Origin of the sequence: Ornithinimicrobium sp. CNJ-824 (assembly GCF_001942405.1) — a bacterium.
Lineage (GTDB): Bacteria > Actinomycetota > Actinomycetes > Actinomycetales > Dermatophilaceae > Ornithinicoccus > Ornithinicoccus kibberensis.
Map to the genome: position 1 here is coordinate 1 of NZ_MKKA01000016.1, position 17,502 is coordinate 17,502.

18 protein-coding genes and 2 pseudogenes are annotated in these 17,502 nt (G+C 73.8%); 15 read left to right on the forward strand and 5 right to left on the reverse strand.

Going from position 1 to position 17,502, the window contains the following annotated elements; translation table 11 throughout:
* Positions 1-149 precede the first annotated feature (149 nt).
* The 5 genes from BJF81_RS07880 to BJF81_RS07900 all read left to right on the forward strand — a co-directional run bounded on the left by BJF81_RS07880 (position 150) and on the right by BJF81_RS07900 (position 4,390).
* Positions 150-950: a hypothetical protein gene (locus tag BJF81_RS07880; protein WP_143780734.1), complete on the forward strand. Its 801-nt coding sequence runs from the start codon at positions 150-152 to the stop codon at positions 948-950.
* A gap of 259 nt (positions 951-1,209) precedes the next feature.
* Positions 1,210-2,391 carry a zinc-dependent alcohol dehydrogenase gene (locus tag BJF81_RS07885; protein ID WP_075957881.1) on the forward strand — a complete coding sequence of 394 codons (1,182 nt, stop codon included), beginning with the start codon at positions 1,210-1,212 and terminating at the stop codon, positions 2,389-2,391.
* A complete protein-coding gene (locus BJF81_RS07890; RefSeq protein ID WP_075957882.1) occupies positions 2,388-3,125 on the forward strand; it encodes a hypothetical protein in 738 nt (245 codons plus the stop codon). The genes BJF81_RS07885 and BJF81_RS07890 overlap by 4 nt, the downstream gene beginning before the upstream one ends.
* Before the next feature lie 3 nt (positions 3,126-3,128).
* Positions 3,129-3,662 (forward strand): pyridoxamine 5'-phosphate oxidase family protein, encoded by a 534-nt coding sequence (locus BJF81_RS07895; RefSeq protein WP_075957883.1) that lies wholly within the window; start codon positions 3,129-3,131, stop codon positions 3,660-3,662.
* A 44-nt stretch (positions 3,663-3,706) separates the two neighbouring features.
* Positions 3,707-4,390 carry a histidine phosphatase family protein gene (locus tag BJF81_RS07900; RefSeq protein ID WP_075957884.1) on the forward strand — a complete coding sequence of 228 codons (684 nt, stop codon included), beginning with the start codon at positions 3,707-3,709 and terminating at the stop codon, positions 4,388-4,390.
* Positions 4,391-4,419: 29 nt separating this feature from the next.
* Here BJF81_RS07900 and BJF81_RS07905 read toward each other — a convergent pair whose 3' ends face one another.
* Positions 4,420-4,929, reverse strand: a complete 510-nt coding sequence (locus BJF81_RS07905) for a gluconokinase (protein WP_237770108.1) — start codon at positions 4,927-4,929, stop codon at positions 4,420-4,422.
* Positions 4,929-6,344 carry a GntP family permease gene (locus BJF81_RS07910; RefSeq protein WP_075957885.1) on the reverse strand — a complete coding sequence of 472 codons (1,416 nt, stop codon included), beginning with the start codon at positions 6,342-6,344 and terminating at the stop codon, positions 4,929-4,931. Before BJF81_RS07910 ends, BJF81_RS07905 begins: the two co-directional genes overlap by 1 nt.
* 95 nt (positions 6,345-6,439) lie before the next feature.
* Between BJF81_RS07910 and BJF81_RS07915 the strand changes: the two genes are divergently transcribed.
* Positions 6,440-7,360 (forward strand): aminoglycoside phosphotransferase family protein, encoded by a 921-nt coding sequence (locus BJF81_RS07915; protein WP_083664078.1) that lies wholly within the window; start codon positions 6,440-6,442, stop codon positions 7,358-7,360.
* A gap of 145 nt (positions 7,361-7,505) precedes the next feature.
* Here the strand turns inward: BJF81_RS07915 and BJF81_RS07920 are convergent, their stop codons facing one another.
* Both BJF81_RS07920 and BJF81_RS07925 read right to left on the reverse strand, forming a co-directional pair.
* Positions 7,506-7,808 carry a putative quinol monooxygenase gene (locus BJF81_RS07920; RefSeq protein ID WP_075957886.1) on the reverse strand — a complete coding sequence of 101 codons (303 nt, stop codon included), beginning with the start codon at positions 7,806-7,808 and terminating at the stop codon, positions 7,506-7,508.
* A 109-nt stretch (positions 7,809-7,917) separates the two neighbouring features.
* Positions 7,918-9,278 (reverse strand): annotated as a pseudogene (locus BJF81_RS07925) (cryptochrome/photolyase family protein).
* 157 nt (positions 9,279-9,435) lie between these two features.
* On the opposite strand from BJF81_RS07925, the gene heR reads away from it, so the two are divergent.
* From heR to BJF81_RS07940, 4 genes are all read left to right on the forward strand, one after another.
* Complete coding sequence (gene heR / locus BJF81_RS07930; protein ID WP_075957887.1) at positions 9,436-10,224, forward strand: heliorhodopsin HeR; 789 nt, start codon at positions 9,436-9,438, stop codon at positions 10,222-10,224.
* Positions 10,225-10,246: 22 nt separating this feature from the next.
* A complete protein-coding gene (locus BJF81_RS16760) occupies positions 10,247-10,714 on the forward strand; it encodes a hypothetical protein (RefSeq protein ID WP_083664079.1) in 468 nt (155 codons plus the stop codon).
* Complete coding sequence (locus BJF81_RS16765; protein WP_083664080.1) at positions 10,699-11,094, forward strand: hypothetical protein; 396 nt, start codon at positions 10,699-10,701, stop codon at positions 11,092-11,094. The genes BJF81_RS16760 and BJF81_RS16765 overlap by 16 nt, the downstream gene beginning before the upstream one ends.
* Before the next feature lie 69 nt (positions 11,095-11,163).
* Positions 11,164-11,433: a hypothetical protein gene (locus tag BJF81_RS07940; RefSeq protein ID WP_143780735.1), complete on the forward strand. Its 270-nt coding sequence runs from the start codon at positions 11,164-11,166 to the stop codon at positions 11,431-11,433.
* A gap of 12 nt (positions 11,434-11,445) precedes the next feature.
* On the opposite strand, the gene BJF81_RS07945 is transcribed toward BJF81_RS07940, so the two are convergent.
* The gene (locus BJF81_RS07945) at positions 11,446-12,444 is read right to left on the reverse strand and encodes an SDR family NAD(P)-dependent oxidoreductase (protein ID WP_075957889.1); all 999 of its coding nucleotides are present in this window, start codon (positions 12,442-12,444) and stop codon (positions 11,446-11,448) included.
* A 182-nt stretch (positions 12,445-12,626) separates the two neighbouring features.
* On the opposite strand from BJF81_RS07945, the gene BJF81_RS07950 reads away from it, so the two are divergent.
* The 5 genes and pseudogenes from BJF81_RS07950 to BJF81_RS21465 form a co-directional block, all read left to right on the forward strand.
* Entirely contained in the window at positions 12,627-13,724 is a 1,098-nt protein-coding gene (locus BJF81_RS07950; protein ID WP_143780736.1) for a glycosyltransferase, read from the forward strand.
* A complete protein-coding gene (locus BJF81_RS07955) occupies positions 13,721-14,803 on the forward strand; it encodes a glycosyltransferase (RefSeq protein ID WP_075957891.1) in 1,083 nt (360 codons plus the stop codon). The genes BJF81_RS07950 and BJF81_RS07955 overlap by 4 nt, the downstream gene beginning before the upstream one ends.
* Positions 14,800-15,660 carry a glycosyltransferase family 2 protein gene (locus BJF81_RS07960; protein WP_075957892.1) on the forward strand — a complete coding sequence of 287 codons (861 nt, stop codon included), beginning with the start codon at positions 14,800-14,802 and terminating at the stop codon, positions 15,658-15,660. Before BJF81_RS07955 ends, BJF81_RS07960 begins: the two co-directional genes overlap by 4 nt.
* Complete coding sequence (locus tag BJF81_RS07965; protein WP_158068639.1) at positions 15,657-16,796, forward strand: glycosyltransferase; 1,140 nt, start codon at positions 15,657-15,659, stop codon at positions 16,794-16,796. The genes BJF81_RS07960 and BJF81_RS07965 overlap by 4 nt, the downstream gene beginning before the upstream one ends.
* Positions 16,796-17,386 (forward strand): annotated as a pseudogene (locus BJF81_RS21465) (WcbI family polysaccharide biosynthesis putative acetyltransferase); the annotation flags it as partial. The gene BJF81_RS07965 and the pseudogene BJF81_RS21465, both read left to right, overlap by 1 nt.
* Positions 17,387-17,502 lie beyond the last annotated feature (116 nt).

Here is a 17,502-nt window from a genome sequence, read left to right on the forward strand (position 1 = left end):
GATCCCGGCCCGGATCGCCAACCGGGCCCGACGACTGCACCTGCACCTACCCACCAACTGGCCCTGGCAGGACGCCTGGGCAGGCATGTACGCCGGCGCCTACGCCCCCGCCTGACACCCACTCCTGCCCCGACGAGGAACGACCCCAAGTGGAAAAGCCGGGCAGACCGGCGGCTCCCGCGCGCCCCGACGCCGAACTCGCTCAGCAAATCCTCTCAGCCCGCATCTCAATTCCCCCCAGGAACCCGCTCGGCGGATCGAGGTTCAGTGACAAGCCCTTCCCCGAGATGCCGACGAGCCCTGTGAGGTTCACCGAGGAGTACGGCTCTCGCACCGCCTCTTTTGAACTGTCGAACACCCTCGACACGGCGCTGAAGAATCCCAGGGTCAGCCTGCTGTGCCGAGACGATTCGGGATCCATCGTGGGTGGGGGAAGCACGTACCCGGAGCTGGTCCCAGCACAGGGGAGGATCAAGGTTGACGCGCATCTCCTTGCGTCCGAGGAGCCAGAGGACTGCTCCGTCTTTGTTGGTGCACCCAGCGACTGGGAAGGCGTTGACGAGGAGCAGTCCACCTCCGAAGCGGCACCTGAGAGTGGAACGCCTGAAGAGGCATTCAAGATCTGGGTGGAGCAGTTCGGCGCCAAGGACTGGCAAGCGCATTACGAGACCCTGGTCAGTGCTCAGCGCGAGATCATTTCCGAGGACGCCTACGTCGCCTGCAGGTCCGCCGAGAGCCCCCCTGTCATTGAGTGGGGCAAGATCCTCAGCGTTCAGGACGTGGGCGAGCTGATGATCCCCGGTACGGATGATTCTCTACCGGCCACCAAGGTCAGCGCCGAAGTGTCCGCTGAGGGTCTGTCGCTTCCGGTCGACGCCCATATGTTGCTCGAGGACGGCGAGTGGAAGTGGTCCATGACCCAGGAGAACGTCGACAACTGCTCCAGCTGACGAAGCCGTTGCCACCGCGGCCGAGCTCATCGGACGCGAGTGGTGTGGACAAACGCCTCCGTGACGGCCGGGCAGCACGGTCATGTAGGTGGCCACTCGCCTGACCGAGCTAGCGGTGCTCCGCGGGGCACTCCCTCGTTGCGGATCGCAAGTCGCTGACTCGCCCAGTCGACGCGCACGTCCGCGATGGGACGCGACCGCGGGCTTCTCCCGGCCTCCCGAGGTGCCGGAACGGCATACCCGTCCTAGCGTGGGCCTCATGCGAGCACTCACCTGGCAAGGACTTCAGGACGTCGAGGTCAAGGACGTGCCGGACCCCGTCATCGAGCAGCCGACGGACGCCGTCATCCGCGTGACCTCCACCGCCATCTGCGGGTCGGACCTGCACCTCTACAACGTGCTGGCCGCCTACCTCACGCCCGGCGACATCCTCGGCCACGAGTTCATGGGGATCGTCGAGCAGGTCGGCAGCGCCGTGGAGAACCTGCAGGTCGGTGACCGCGTCGTCATCCCCTTCAACATCTCCTGCGGCCGCTGCTGGATGTGCGAGCGCGGCCTGTACGCCCAGTGCGAGACCACGCAGAACTACGACCAGGGCAAGGGCGCGAGCCTGTTCGGCTACACCTCGCTCTACGGGGCGGTCCCCGGTGGGCAGGCCGAGCTGGTGCGCGTCCCGTTCGCCGACTTCCTGCCGATCAAGGTCGACTCCGACCTGCCCGACGAGCGGGTGCTCTACCTCTCCGACATCCTGCCCACCGCCTGGCAGGCCCTGGAGTATGCCGACGTGCCCGAGGGCGGGACCCTCGCCGTGCTCGGGCTCGGCCCGGTCGGGCAGCTGGCCGTGCGGTCGGCCCGGCACAAGGGCATCCGCGTGGTCGGCGTCGACCGGGTCCCCGAGCGCAACGAGCTGGCCCGCGGCTTCGGTGCGGAGGTCGTCGACCTCAGCTCCGTCAAGGACGTCGGCGACGCCCTGCGCGAGCTGACCGACGGACGGGGGCCGGACAGCGTCATCGACGCCGTCGGCATGGAGGCGCACGGCAGCCCGTTCCTCGGCGCCGCCGTCGGTGCGGCCAAGCGCCTGCCCAAGCCGATCGCCCGCAAGGCGATCGAGACCGCCGGCGTCGACCGGCTGGCCGCGCTGCACACCGCGATCGACGCGGTCCGCCGCGGCGGGACCGTCTCGATCAGCGGCGTCTACGGCGGGATGGCCGACCCGATGCCGATGATGCAGCTCTTCGACAAGGGCGTGCAGGTGCGGATGGGCCAGTGCCACGTCAAGCGCTGGACCGACGAGCTCTACGACCTGGTCAGCGGGGCCGAGGACGTCCTCGACCTGGAGAACCTCGCCACCCACCGCGTGCCGCTGGAGCAGGCGCCGGAGATGTACAAGACGTTCAACGACAAGGCGGACGGCTGCATCAAGGTGGTCCTCCAGCCGTGACCGGTGCGCATCGCGAGCGCGTGTCGACACCGGCCAACCTGGCGGCCGAGACGGTGGGCCGGGCAGGGGGAGCGGTGGTCGCCGCCGGCTTCGGGCTGACCGCGCGGCTGCGCGGGACCCGCGCCCTCCACCCGGTCGGGGTATGCGGCACGGGCGCCATCACGGTCACGCCCGGTCGGCGCAGCGGCGTCGTGCTGCTCGACGACCCCGGCCCGCACCCCTGCCTCGTCCGCTGGTCGCGGGCGACCGGGAAGCGGGAGGGGCGGGACCTCGAGGGGCTGGCCCTGCGGGTCGACGGGCCGGCGTCCGGCGACGTCCTGCTCGCCTCCACCGGCACCGGGACGGTGGGCCGGCACGTGCTCACCGTGCGCGACCGGCACGAGCACGGCCCCGTGACGACGCTGCTGCCGCTGAGCACGGAGCGCGGCCCGCTGCTGCTGCGGCTGGATCCCGCCGCCGACGCCCGCCCGCCCGAGCCCGCCCCCGACCGGGGCGACGACGTGGACGACCCGCCCACGGCATACCGGCTCCTCGTGGCCGCCCCCGGGCGGCCCTGGCACGAGCGCGGCCGCCTGGAGATCACCTGGACCGACCGGGACTGCGCCCGGCGGCACGACCCCGTCGGGCACCCGCCCACCGGGGCCTGGACGCACCCGCTGTGGGCGCGGCTGCGCGACCCTGCGTACGCCGCGAGCCAGCAGGTCGAGGCCAGGACCGTCGAACCGAAGGAGTAGGACATGACCGAGCACCACGACAGCAGCCCCGCCGACCCGGTGAACGTCAGCGACGACCCCGAGGAGGTGCGCAAGGTCCACGAGCTCATCGAGAGCATGGACATCGCCATGCTGACGACGGTGGACTCCAGCTCCTCTCACGGGCGGTTGACCAGCCGTCCGCTGTCGACGCAGGTGGCCGAGGAGGACGGCGACGTGATCTTCCTCGTGCGCGACAGCAGCGCGGTCGTACGCGACGTGGAGGCCAACCCGCAGGTCAACGTGGCCTACTCGTCGATGAAGGCGTGGGTCTCCCTCGCCGGGCACGCGACGGTCGTGCGCGACCGCGCCCTCGTCGAGAAGCTGTGGAACAAGGGCGCCTCGGCCTTCATGGACGGCGGGCCGGAGAACCCGGACAACGTCGTGCTGCGCGTGGACGGCGACACGGCGGAGTACTGGGGTGGCGAGTCGCTCGTCGGCACCGTCGTCGGGACCGTGAAGGCAGCGACCGGCAAGGAGGACGACGACGAGGGCGCCACCGTGGTGGAGCTGCCCTGACGGGGGTGCGCCGGCGGCACGGGCCGGCTGGCTAGGGTCGTGCCGTGCGTCTCCTCCAGATCCGTCACGGCCAGACCCCCAACAACGTCGTCGGCGCGCTCGACACCGCCGTGCCCGGAGCAGGCCTGACCGGGCTCGGGCGCGCCCAGGCGCAGGCGGTCCCGACGCAGCTGCGGCACGAGCCGATCACGGCGATCTACGTCACCGCCCTCACGCGCACCCAGCTGACCGCCGGCCCGCTCGCGCGGGCCAGGGACCTGCCCGTCCAGGTGCGGATGGGCCTGGAGGAGGTCCCGGCGGGCGGCTACGAGATGCGCTCCGACGAGGAGGCGGTGCACGGCTACGCCGCGACCCTCTTCGCCTGGATGCGAGGACGGCTGGACGTCGCCATGCCGGGTGGTCAGGACGGGCACACCTTCCTGGCGCGGTATGCCGCCGCCGTCCGGTCCATCGCCGAGCTCCACGGGCCGGACGAGACCGTCGCGGTCGTCGGGCACGGCGCGGCGATCCGGGTGTTCACCGCGGTCGCGACGGGGATGGACCCGGACCGGGCGACCGAGCTGCGGATCAGCAACACCGGGCTGGGGGTGCTGGAGGGCGACCCGGACGCGGGGTGGCGGCTCGTCCGCTGGCACAGCGAACCGCTCGGCGGGACCGGCCTGCGGGACGAGGACGCCCACGACGTCACCGGGGAGAGCGCCGCGGAGGAGGCCGAGGAGCACGGCTGAGGCCCGCCGGCCGCCCCCGGTCGACGCCGTCAGTCGTCGGCCCGGATGACCCGCATCGACTCCTCGACGACCTCCTCGACCGTGCCGCCGACGTCGACGAGCGCGCCCTGCTCGTCCTCCTCGAGCATCTCCAGGGTGTCGAACTGCGACTGCAGCAGGGAGGGCGGCATGAAGTGCTCCCGCTTCTCCATCCGCTCCAGCAGGACGTCCTGGTCGCCGTGCAGGTGCAGGAAGAAGATGTCCGCGCCGCTCTCGCGCAGCCAGTCGCGGTACATCCGCTTCAGGGCCGAGCACCCGGTGACCGAGACCTCGCCCTGCTCGTCGAGCTCGCGGATGCGGTCGGCCAGCGCCCTCAGCCAAGGCCGGCGGTCGTCGTCGTCGAGGGGGATCCCCGCCGACATCTTCTCGACGTTGGCCCGGGGGTGGTAGCTGTCGCCCTCGACGAAGACGCCGCCCAGCCGTTCGGCGACGGCCTCGCCGATGGTCGTCTTGCCGGTGCTGGTCACGCCCATCACCACGACGTGTCGGGGGGCGGCCACTAGAGCACCAGCCACAGCAGGGCGGCGAGCACGAACACGGCCAGGCCGAGCGTGGTCTCCATGACCGTCCACGTCTTCAGCGTGGTCTTCTCGTCCATCCCGAAGAACCGGCTGACCAGCCAGAAGCCGGAGTCGTTGACGTGCGAGAGCACGGTGGCTCCGGCGGCGACGGCGAAGACCAGCAGCGCGATCTTGACGTCGGACAGGCCCTCGGCGGCGACCTGGGCCGAGATGAGGCCCGCGGTCGTGGTCAGGGCCACGGTGGCCGAGCCCTGGGCCACGCGGAGGGCGGTCGCGATGAGGAAGGCCTGCAGGATGAGCGGCAGGCCGACGTCGGACAGCGACTCGGTGAGCGCCTGGCCGATGCCGCTGGCCCGCAGCACGCCACCGAACATCCCGCCGGCACCGGTGATGAGGATGATCGCCGCGATCGGGCCGAGCGCCTCGTCCATGAGCTTGGTGGCCGCCGGGATGGTGAACCGCCCGGGGGAGAGCACGATGACCGCCGCGATGACCGTGATGAGCAGCGCGACCGGGGTCTGGCCGATGAGCTGCAGTCCGCTGGCCCAGGCGGCGTCCTCGGCGATCTGACCGCCGGTGCGCAGGGTGCCGACGACGGTGTTCAGCGCGATGAGCAGGAAGGGCAGCAGGAGCAGGCCGAGGACCACGCCGAACGCCGGCACCTTGGTCCGCACGGCGGTGCTGCCGCCGGAGCCGTCCGCCGTCTCGTCGACACCGGCGTTCTCCTCGCCGAAGAGCAGGTCGGGGATGTCGACGTCGAAGCGGTTGCCCAGCCAGACGCCGACGAGGTAGGCGCCGACGAACCAGGCGATGATCGCCACCGGGATGCCCAGCAGCAGCGTGATGCCGATGTCGCCGCCCATGAGGTCGGCGGCGGCGACCGGGCCCGGGTGCGGCGGCACGATGGCGTGCATCGCGGCGAAGGCACCGGCGGTCGGCAGGCCGTACTTGAGGATGGAGCCGCCGAAGCGCCGCGCCACCGTGAAGATGATCGGCAGGAAGACGACCAGGCCGGCGTCGAAGAAGATCGGGAAGCCGAAGATGAGGGCGGCGATGCCCAGCGCCAGCGGGGCCCGCTTCTCGCCGAACCGGTTGATGAGGGTGTCGGCCAGCACCTGGGCGCCGCCGGTGTACTCCAGCAGCCGGCCCAGCATCACGCCGAACGCCACGAGCAGCGCGACCGATCCCAAGGTGCCGCTGAACCCGCTCATCAGGGCCGCGGGCACGTCCGCCAGTGGGATGCCCGCGGCGACCGCCGTCAGCAGGCTGACCGCGACGAGGGCCACGAAGGCGTGGATCTTGACCTTCATGATGAGGAACAGCAGCAGCGCGACGGCCACGGCTGCGATCAGGAGCAGGACACCGGCTCCGTATGCCGGTTCGATGGCTTCCACGGCGACCTCCTCGTCGATGGGCAGGGTCCACAGCAGACCCTCCAGTCACTGTAGGACCGCCCAGCAACCCCCGCGCGCCGTAACGTGACGACCCCATGGCAGCACCGATCCCCGACAGCTTCCGCCGTGCCGTGACCGGCCGTGCCCCGGACGCCCCCGGCGACCCGGACGGCGACACCTGGCTCGACCGGCTGCCGCGCCTGGTGGACGACCACCTCGACCGGTGGGCCCTCACCGTCGACGGCGCCCCGTGGCATGGGGAGAACGCCCTCGTGCTTCCGGTGCGGCGGGGCCGGGAGCAGGCCGTCCTCAAGCTCACCTGGCCCCACACGGAGGCCCGGCACGAGCACCTGGCGCTGCGGCTGTGGGACGGGGACGGGGCGGTGCGGCTCCTGGCCGCCGACCCCGCGGCATACGCCCTGCTCCTGGAGCGCCTCGACGGCGACCGCGACCTGACCGCGCTCCCGTTCCTCGACGCCTGCGAGGTGATCGGCGGCCTGTTCGGCCGGCTCGACCGTCCGGCCACCCCCCAGCTCGACACGCTGCAGGGGCGGGCGGTCCGGTGGCGCGATCAGCTCGCGGAGCCGACCCCGCTCGTCCCGCGCCGGTTCACCGAGCAGGCGCTCGCGGCCCTGCCCGACCTGCTCGCCGACGCCCCCGCCCCGCGCCTGGTCCACGAGGACCTGCACGACCTCAACGTCCTCGCCCCGCTCGACCCCGCCCGTGGGGACTGGCTCGCGATCGACCCCAAGCCCGTCGCGGGGGAGTGGGCGTATGCCGTCGCCCCCGTCGTCTGGAACCGTCCGGACGAGCTGGCGCGGGCGAGCAACCTGCGGGCCCACGTGCAGCTGCGGGCCGCCGTCGTGGGAGAGACGGCCGGGCTGGATCCTGATCGCGTGCGGGCGTGGACGTTCGTGCGGCTGGTCCTCAACGCCGTGCAGACGACGGGCGGCTCGGAGCGGGCGGAGGAGTTCCGGTCGCGGGTGATCGCCCTGGCGAAGGCCTTCGCGGACTGAGGGCGGGGTCGTCTCCGTCGGCGCGCGTGGGCGGGCGAGACCGGTCCTGGTCCGACTTCGATCGGCATCCGGCTCCTGCAGCGGGTTCTTACCCGCTCCAAGAGCCGGTTCCCGCTGCAGGTCCTCCGGCTAGCCGCCGCCGACCTCACTCCCGCAGCGGCGACCCCGCCACCTCGAACCGGTAGCCGCCCATCTCACCCGTCAGCAACGGCCGGGCCTCGCCGATCGCAGCCTGCACCGACGGCAGCTGCAGCGAGGCCCGGTGCGCCTCGGCCGACTCCCACAGCTCCACGACGCAGACGGTGTCCGGCTCCTCCTGGCTCATTCCCACCTCGTAGACCAGGCAGCCCGCCTGCTCCATCTCCGGGTTGCGCCGGGTCAGGATCGCCACGAGATCCTCGGCCTTGCCCGGCTGCACGCCGAGCGTCCCCACGTTCGCGAAGGTCATGGTGGCCAACCTACGGACAGGAGGTGCGGCTGCATACCCCCTCGGCGGACGCCGGTGGGCGCGCCCGGCCCAACCGCCCGGCCCAACCGCCCCGGCCCAGCCGCCCGGCTCAGCCCCTCGCCGCCTTGTACCTCGCCAGCGCCTCCTTGCGCTCCTCGGCGTGGTCGACGATCCGCCGCGGGTAGCCGTGGGCGTAGCCGTCCTCGTGGTCCCACGGCTGGTGCACCGCCTTGCCCGGCAGGTGCGCCAGCTCGGGCACCCAGCGACGGACGTACTCCCCGCGCGGGTCGAACTTCTCGCCCTGCAGCACCGGGTTGAACACGCGGAAGTAGGGCGCGGCGTCGGTCCCGGTGCCGGCGACCCATTGCCAGTTGTGGTTGTTGGACGCCAGGTCGCCGTCGAGGAGCCGGTCCAGGAACCACCGCGCGCCGACCGGCCACCACACGTGCAGGTCCTTGGTGAGGAAGCTGGCGGTGATCATCCGCACCCGGTTGTGCATCCAGCCCGTCGCCAGCAGCTGCCGCATCCCCGCGTCGACGATCGGGTAGCCGGTCCGACCCTGCTGCCAGGCCTCGATCGCGTCCTCGGGGTCGTCGTAGCGCAGCCCCGCCAGCTCCTGCCGCAGGTCCGCCCACCCGGTCCGCGGCCGGTGGTGCAGCACGTCGGCGTAGAACTCCCGCCACGCGAGCTCGCCCACGAACCGCTCGACGCTCGCCCCGCCCTGCCCGGCCAGGTCGGCCAGCAGCGTCCGGGGGTGGACGGCGCCGACCTTGATGTAGGCGGACATGAAGCTCGTCGACTCCTCCGCCGGCCGGTCGCGCCCCCGCTCGTAGCCGGCCAGGTCGTCGGCGACGAACTCCCCCCACCGCGCCAGCGCCGCCCGTTCGCCGGCCGGTGGCAGCTGCGGCACGTCGTCGGCGGCCAGCGCCTCCTCGACGAGCCGGTCCGCGTCGGCGTCCCGTCCGAGGTCGGTCGGCGCCAACCCCTCGGGGTATGCCGCGGGCGCGGGCCACCCGTGCGCGCGCCAGGCTTGGAGAACGGGGTGAACACCTTGTACGGGTCGCCGGAGCCGTTGCGGACGAGGCCGGGGCCGACGGCGTAGGGCGTGCCGGTCTCGACCCAGTCGACGTCGCCGGGCAGGGCGTCCTGGACCTGCTGGTCTCGACGGACGCCGTAGGGCGTGGTCTCCCGGGTGACGTGCACGCCGGTGGCGGCGGTCTCCCGGGCGACGGCGGGCACGACGACGGCCGGGTCGCCGACGCGGAGGGTGAGCCGGCCGTCGAGGTCCTCGTCGAGGGCCTTGAGGGTGGCGGCCAGCCAGGCGGTGCGCACGGGCCCGACCTTCGCCCACAGCGCCGGGTCGACGACGAAGAGGACGGTCAGGTCGCCGTCGGCGTCCTCGCGCGCCCTCAGCAGGGCGGGGTGGTCGCCCAGGCGCAGGTCACGCCGGAGCCAGAGCAGGCTGGACATGGCGCGAGTCTAGGTGGGCGCCGGCGGGCCCACTCGCGTGACGACCTGTGGCCCCTCCAGGGGCCATGACTGGTCACGCCGGGTCGGGCGGCGCCCGGGGCTGCTGCTGCGGGCAGTACGTTGGGATCCCAGACCGGGTCGACGAGACGGAGAGCCCGTGAGCAGCACCCAGACCAGCAGGACCCAGGACGACCCGTCGCGGTACGCGCGGCTGCGGACGTTCAACTGGATCGCCGCGGTGGTGCACGCCGCGCAGGCCGTGGCCGTCGTGGTCCTGGCGACGGACTTCACCCTGCCGGTCACCGCGACCTACCTGTCCGGGCCGCCCGGGACCCCGCCGGGGGACCAGGTCACCCTGTGGGACGTGCCGACCGCCCTGGCGATCGCCGCGTTCCTGGCGCTGTCGGCGGTCTTCCACGTCCTCGTCGCCTCGCCGGGGCTGTTCGAACGCTACCGGGCCGGGCTGGCGCAGGAGCACAACTACTTCCGGTGGGTGGAGTACTCCCTGTCCAGCTCGTTGATGATCGTCATCATCGCCCAGCTGGTGGGGATCTCCGACGTGGTGGCGCTGCTGGCGCTGTTCGGCGTGAACGCCTCGATGATCCTCTTCGGCTGGCTGCAGGAGAAGTACCACCAGCCCGGGGACGGCGGGTGGCTGCCGTTCGTCTTCGGGTGCTTCGCCGGGGCCGTGCCGTGGATCGGGGTGGTGCTCTACACGATCGCGCCCGGGTCGACGAGCGGGGCCGAGCCGCCCGGGTTCGTCTACGGGATCATCGTCTCGCTGTTCCTCTTCTTCAACGTCTTCGCGCTGGTCCAGTGGCTGCAGTACAAGCCGGTCGGCCGGTTCCGGGACTACCTCACCGGCGAGACCGCATACATCGTGCTCAGCCTGACCGCGAAGTCGGCGCTGGCCTGGCAGATCTTCGTCGGCACCCTCATGGGTTGAGCCCCGCACTAGCGTGGGCCCCATGGACACCGACCGAGCCCCGGACCCGCACCTCGCCGAGCCCCCGGCCACGCTGACGCGCGACCGCTGGTGGGTGACCGTCGCGGCCGTGGTCTGGATCGTCGGCAGCCTGTTCGGGACCGGCGTCATCGGTGGCGGGGTGGAGCAGCAGGGCGACGGGCTGTTCTCCGACAGCGCCACCCTCATCGCCCCGATGGGCCCGGCGTTCTCGATCTGGTCGGTGATCTACCTAGGCCTGGCGGCCTACGTCGTGTGGCAGTGGCTGCCGTCGACCGCCCGGTCGCGGTGGTCGGCGCGCACCCGCATCCCCGCCGGTGTCGCGATCGCGCTCAACGGCCTGTGGCTGCTCGTCGTCCAGGCCGACCTGATCTGGCTGTCCGTGGTCGTCATGGTCGGCATCGTCGTCAGCCTGGGCCTGGTCCTGCGCGCCACGGCCCACCTGCCCCGCGAGGGGTGGGGCGCGACCTGACCGTGTCGGCCACGCACGGGCTCTACCTCGGCTGGATCTGCGTGGCCACCTGCGCCAACGTCGCGCTCTTCCTCGTCGACCTGGGCGTCCCGGAGACGGGCACTGCCTCCGAGCTGGTCACCGCGGCCGTGATCGCCGTCGTCGTCGTTCTCGCCGCCTGGCTGCTCGCCCGGACCGGCCAGCGCATCTTCGCCGGCGGGATTGCGGCCGCCGTCGTGTGGGGCCTGGCCTGGGTGGCCGCCGGTCGGCTCACCGCCGAGCCGGAGTCGACCACGGTCGGGCTCGCCGCCGCCGTGGCCGCCGTCGGTGTCGCGGCCCTGGCCGTCGTGCTCATCGTGAAGAAGGGAACGGACCCTGGCCGGACCCGCGTGGCGGCCTGACCCGTGACCGGCCCTGGGCGTGAAGCCGGCCTGCCGTCGGAGCGGGGGTGGTCGCCGCGGTGGGCCGTGGTGGCCTCGGTCGTCGCGGCAGTGTCCACCCTGCCGCCCCTCGCCGCCGGGCTGATGCTGGTCTGGAGCGACCTGCAGACCTCGGGGGAGAAGTTCGACGGCCTCGGTCTGGCGCTGGGTGGCGCGCTCCTCGTGCCCGTGGCGGTCGTCCTCCTGGTGCTGGTCCTGTTCTGGGTGCGGGGCGGCCGCGTCGCGTTCTGGACCGCGACCGCCGCCGCGGCCGTGCTGGCCCTTGGCCTGCTGTGGTCCGGGTTCTCGTTCCCGTCGTGAGCGGGTCGCTGCTCACTCGGTCGTGGACGCCCCCCGGCCGCGCTGGTTGAGCCGCTCGGCGGCGCGTTGCCCCAGCACCGTGAGCTTGTCGACGACCCCGGTGCTCAGCTGACGGGCGGCGACCCGTCCCTTGACCGGCCGGGACGCGTCTTGGTCCGGGGGCGCGCCGGGCAGGAGCCGGTTGGCCAGCCCCATCACCCGCACCGTCGTCGACGGCATCAGGCCGTGCACCCGGATGCCGATCTTGGCCATCGGCGTCAGCACGACGTGCGGCCGACCGGCCAGCACGCCGTCGACCATCTTGCGGGCGGCCCGCCGCGCGTCCATCGTCAGCAGCGGCAGCGAGGCCGCCGGGCCGAACCAGGCGAACTCCGCGGCCCGGTCGCCGGTGAACAGGGCGTTCTCGTGCGACCCGGTGCGCATGAGCCCGGGCACGATCGTCGTCGCGGTGACGCCGGTGCCCTGCAGCTCGGACGACAGCCCCTCGGTGAAGCCCACCGCGCCGAACTTGGCCGTCGCGTAGGGCAGCAGGTGCGGTGGCGACACCTTCCCGCCGATGCTCGTCACCACGCCGATCCGGCCGTGGCCGCGCTCGCGCATCCCCGGCAGCACCGACCAGACGGTGTTCACCGGGCCCATGAGCATGACCCCCACGGCGTCGTCGAAGTGCCCGAAGGTCATCGTCTCGGCGGGGCCCACCTGGATGATGCCCGCGACGTGGATCAGCACCTCGACCGGCCCGAGGTCCTGCTCGACCTGCCGGACCAGCGCCTGCACCCCCTCGCGGTCGGAGACGTCGCAGGCGTAGGGGACCACCCGCCCGGCGCCCGCCCCCTGCGCCGACCGGGCCTCCGACTCCGCCTGCTGCGCACCCCGCCGCGTCTCCTCCAGGTTGCGCGCGCAGACCGCGACGTCGTGGCCCTGCTCGGCGAGGTTCTCGGCGACGAGCAGGCCCAGCCCCCGGGACGCGCCGGCGACCAGGGCGACAGGACGTGCTGACGTGGGTTCCATCCCTCGACGGTAGGAGCCTGTCGCCCGTCCCGCGACCGGGCGCGGACCGGTGGCGCACGTCATACCCCCCTCACCCCTTCAGGGTGGCGGGCCCCCCCACCCCGGCCTAGGGTGCGAGGACGACCTCCTCGTCGACGTGCCAGGGGCGGTCGGGGACCGATCGCCCGCGGCACGGACAGGAGGTGCCGGTGCACGTCGTCGTCGTGGCGCACACCCGCTTCGCCCTCGCCCGGCCGTTCGCCGGCGGGCTGGAGTCGGTGACCTGGCACCTCGTGCGGGCCCTCGTGGCCCGCGGCCACCGGGTGAGCGTCTTCGCCGCGGCGGGCAGCGAGCCGATCGACGGGGTGGACTACCTCGAGCCGGAGACCATCGAGCTGAGCGAGGCCGCCAGGGCCGACGTCTCGATGCCCGACGAGGGCAACCTGCAGCGCCACCACGCCTACCTCGCGCTCATGCTCGACCTGGCGGCGCGCACCGACGTCGACGTCGTCCACGTGCACGCGCTGCACTACCTGCCCACCGCCATGGCGCCCACGCTGCGGGTGCCGACCGTGCTGACCCTGCACACCCCGCCGACCCCCTGGCTGGAGTCGGCGCTCCAGGTCGCCGGCCGGTCCGCCGCGCGGGGCGTCGGCCGGATGCCGCACGTCACCGCCGTCAGCGCGCACACCGCCCGGGCCTGGCGGCACGCCGTCGAGGCCGAGGTCGTGCGCAACGGCGTCGACACCGACGAGTGGACGCCCGGCCCCGGCGGCGACCGGCTCGTCTGGACCGGTCGGATCACCCCGGAGAAGGCCCCGCACACGGCGGTCCAGATCGCCCGGGCCGCGGGCATGCCGCTCGTGCTCGCCGGGCCGCTGTCCGACGCCCGCTACGCCCGGGAGCGGCTGATGCCGATGCTCGGCGACGGCGTCGAGTACGCCGGCCACCTGCACGACACCGAGCTCGTCGACCTCGTCGGCGGCAGCGCGGCGGCCCTGGTCACCCCCGACTGGGACGAGCCCTACGGCCTGGTCGCCGCCGAGGCGCTCGCCTGCGGGACCCCGGTGCTCGGGCTCTCCCGCGGGGGGCTGCGCGAGATCGTCCGCGACGAGGTCGGCGCGCTCGTCGTGCCCGACGACCGGCTGGTCGGCCGGGCCGCCGCCGCCCTGCCGCGGGTGCTGGAGATCCCCCGCGAGCGGTGCCGCCGCTACGCCGAGGACCACCTGGGGATGGCCGCGATGGTGGACGGCTACCTGGAGGTCTACGAGCGCGCGCTGCGGGTGGCGGAGATCGCGTGATCGGCTACTACGTCCACCACCAGGGGTCCGGCCACGTCCGCCGGGCGGCCGCGGTGGCCCGGCGCATGCAGCACGACGTCGTCGGCCTGGGGTCGGGCCCCCGGCCGCCGGAGTGGGACGGCGCCTGGGTCGCGCTGCCCCGGGACGACGACCCGCCGGTGACCGACCCGGAGGGGGCCGACGTCACCGCAGGCGGTGTCCTGCACTGGGTCCCGCGCCACCACCCCGGGCTGCGGACCCGGCACCGGGTGATCGCCGACTGGATCGAGGAGGAGCGGCCGGCCTTGGTCGTCGTCGACGTCTCCGTCGAGGTCACCCTGCTCGTCCGGCTCTGCGGGGTGCCGGTCGTCGTCGGTGCCATGCCCGGCGACCGCACCGACCGCCCCCACCGCCTGGCCTACGACGTCGCCGAGGCGCTGCTGGCGCCCTGGCCCGCGCAGGCCCACCCGGACAACGGGTGGCCGCAGGCCTGGACCGACAAGACCTGGCACGTCGGGGGGATCAGTGCGCTCGACCTGGGGTCCGGGGACGACCCGGGAGGTATGCCGTCGCGCCCCGCCGGCGCGGGCGCCTCCGTGCCCCGCGACGTCCTCGTCCTCTGGGGGACCGGTGGCGACGACCCCGACCAGGGCGGGTACGCCGAGGCCCAGCGGGCCACGCCCGGCTGGCGGTGGACCTTCCGCGGGGGCCGGCTGCCCGCCGCGGACGGCGCGGTCCTCGCCGCCGAGCTGAGCGCCGCCGACGTCGTCGTCTGCCACGCCGGGCAGGGGTCGGTCGCCGACGTGGCCCTGCTCCGCCGCCCGGCCGTCGTGCTCGCCCAGCCCCGGCCGCACGCCGAGCAGGAGGCGACGGTGCGGGCCATCGCGCGGATGGGCATCGCCGCCACCGGGGTCGGCTGGCCGTCGGCGCAGGAGTGGCCGGGCCTGCTGGAGGAGGCGCTGGCGACCGGCGGCGCCGGCTGGCAGCGGTGGGGCGGCGACGGGGCGGTCGCCGCGGCCGCCCACCTGGACGGGCTGGCCGACCGGTTCTCGGCCGAGGTCACGGGGGCGCCGCAGGGGACGACGGAAGGACCGGCATGACGTCCGCACCGGCACGCGTCGCCGTGCTCACCATCGTCGCCGGCCGCCACGACCACCTCCGCGGGCAGGTCGCCGGCCTGACGCTCTCCCGCCGGCTGCCGGACCTGCACGTCATCGCCTCCATGGGCGACGACGACATCACCGCCGGCCGGGTCGAGGGACTCACCGGTCCCTGGCGGACCGAGGTCGTGCCGGTGGACGTCGGCGAGCTCGGCCTGCCCCTGGCGCAGGCCCGCAACGTCGCTGCGGCCCGTGCGGAGGAGCTGGGCGCCGACCTGCTCGTTCTCCTCGACGTGGACTGCATCCCCGGCCCGGACCTCGTCGGCACCTACGCGACCCACGCGCTGGGCCCCGACCGGCCGCCCTCCCCGGCGATCTGGTGCGGCGACGTGGCCTACCTGCCGCCGCTGGAGCCCGGGGAACGCCTGGACCTGGACCGGCTCGCCGAGCGCGGCCGCCACCGCGAGGACCGGGTGCTGCTCGGGCCCGGCGAGACGCTGCGCGAGGACGACCTGCGGATGTTCTGGTCGCTGTCGTTCGCGATGACGCCCGACGACTTCCGGGCGGCCGGCGGCTTCTGCGCCGACTACGTCGGCTACGGCGGTGAGGACACCGACTTCGCCCAGGCCGTCGCCGCGGCCGGGGGGAGCCTGACCTGGGTGGGCGGCGCGACGGCATACCACCAGCACCACGAGAGCACCTCCCCGCCGGTGCAGCACCTGGAGGCGGTCGTGCGCAACGCCGGCGTCTTCCACGACCGGTGGGGGTGGTGGCCGATGGAGGGGTGGCTGACGGCGTTCGAGGAGCGCGGGCTCGCGCGGGTCGGCGCCGACGGGCGCTGGGAGGTGGCGCGGTGAGGCCCCGCCCGGTGCGGGTGCTGTCGGTGCCGTCGGACCACAGCTACGTCCAGCACCTGCTCGACCCCGACCCGGCGGCCGGGCAGGGGTTCGTCCTGCTGCCGGACCCGCCGGTGCCCGGGGCCGCGCCGGGCGTGTGGTGGCCCCACCCGGGCCTGGACGCCGCCTGGGTGCTCGAGCACGCCGGGGAGTTCGACGTCGTCCACGTGCACTTCGGCACCGAGTCGAAGACGGTCGAGGAGCTCGTGGAGTGGCTGGCCGCCCTGCGCCGGACCCGGGTGCCGCTGGTGCTCACCGTGCACGACATCTCGCACCCGCACCTGCGCGACCAGACGAGCTACCACGAGCAGCTCGACGTGCTCGTGCCCGCGGCGGACGCGCTGCTGACCCTCACCGAGGGGGCTGCCGACGTCGTCGAGCGGCGGTGGGGCCGGCGGCCGGAGGTGGTCCGCCACCCGCACGTCGTGCCGCTGCCGCTCGTCGGGGCGCCCCGGCCCCGGCACGAGGGGTTCCGCGTCGGGCTGCACCTGAAGAGCCTGCGCACCAACCTCGACCCGGTCCCGGTGATCGACCCGCTGCGGGAGGCGGTCCGTCGGGTGGACGGCGCGCGGCTGCACGTGCACGCCCATCCCGAGCTGCTCGACGAGGACTTCGGCCGCTACGACCCGCGGGTGGCCGACGCGCTGCGGACGCTGGAGGAGGACCCGGTCGCCGAGGTCCACGTGCAGCCGCGGATGAGCGACCCGCAGCTGTGGGACTACCTGCGCTGCATCGACGTCTCCGTGCTGACCTACGCCTGGGCGACCCACTCCGGCTGGGTCGAGGCCTGCCGCGACGTCGGCACCTGGGTGCTGGCCCCGGACGTCGGCCACCTGCTCGAGCAGGGCGGGGTGCTGGCCTGGGGCCGGGCCGACGAGCCCCCCTCGGTCGACCGGCTGCACGACCTGCTCGAGGTCGCCAGGGACCGTCGGCCGCAGACGATCTCCTCGCAGGACCGGTTCGACCAGCGACGGCTGCTGGCGGCCCGGCACACGGAGGTCTACCGTCAGGTCATCCGGGAGCGGGCCGGCGGTGCGCGCGTGGTCGACGGGCCGTGGGCCGGGGCCGCCCGGGAGGACGATCCGAGGAGACGCTGATGGGGCAGGACGAGGGGCGCCGGCGGCACTACGGCGCGTTCTACGGGCTCGAGGAGCTGCCCGGCACGGGACGCCCGCGGGTGCTGGTCCACGGCAACTGCCAGGCCGAGGCGCTCCGCGTGGGGCTGGGGACGGCGGACGCGCTCGACACGGTCCGCGTGCCCCCGGTGCACGAGCTCGAGGAGGAGGACCTGCCGCACCTGCAGCGGGTGCTGGACTGGGCCGACGTCGTGCTCGCCCAGGCGGTCCAGGACGACTACCGGGGTATGCCGGTCGGCACCGCCCAGGTCGCCGCCCGGTCGGGGGGCGCCCGGCTGGTGGCGCTGCCGAACTACTTCTCGCGCCGGCTCTTCCCCCAGCAGGTGCTCGTCCGCGGGGAGGGGATCGACGACCCGCCGCTCGTGCCCTACCAGGACGTGCGGCGGATCGGCCGGGCCGCCGGGTGGTCCGGCCCGTGGGAGCCGTCGCACGAGCTGGTCGTGGCCCGGGCCCGGGCCGGGCAGGAGGAGCTGCGGCGGCGGGAGCGCGAGCAGGGCTCGCTCGTGATCAGCGACGCCGTCGAGGCGGCCGGGGCCGAGGCCGGCTGGACGGTCGACCACCCGGGCAACCCGGTGCTGCTCGTGCTGGCCCAGCGGGTGCTCGACCACCTCGTCGAGGACGGGGTGCTGGACCGGCGGGAGGGCGGCGTCCCGCAGGTGGCCGACCC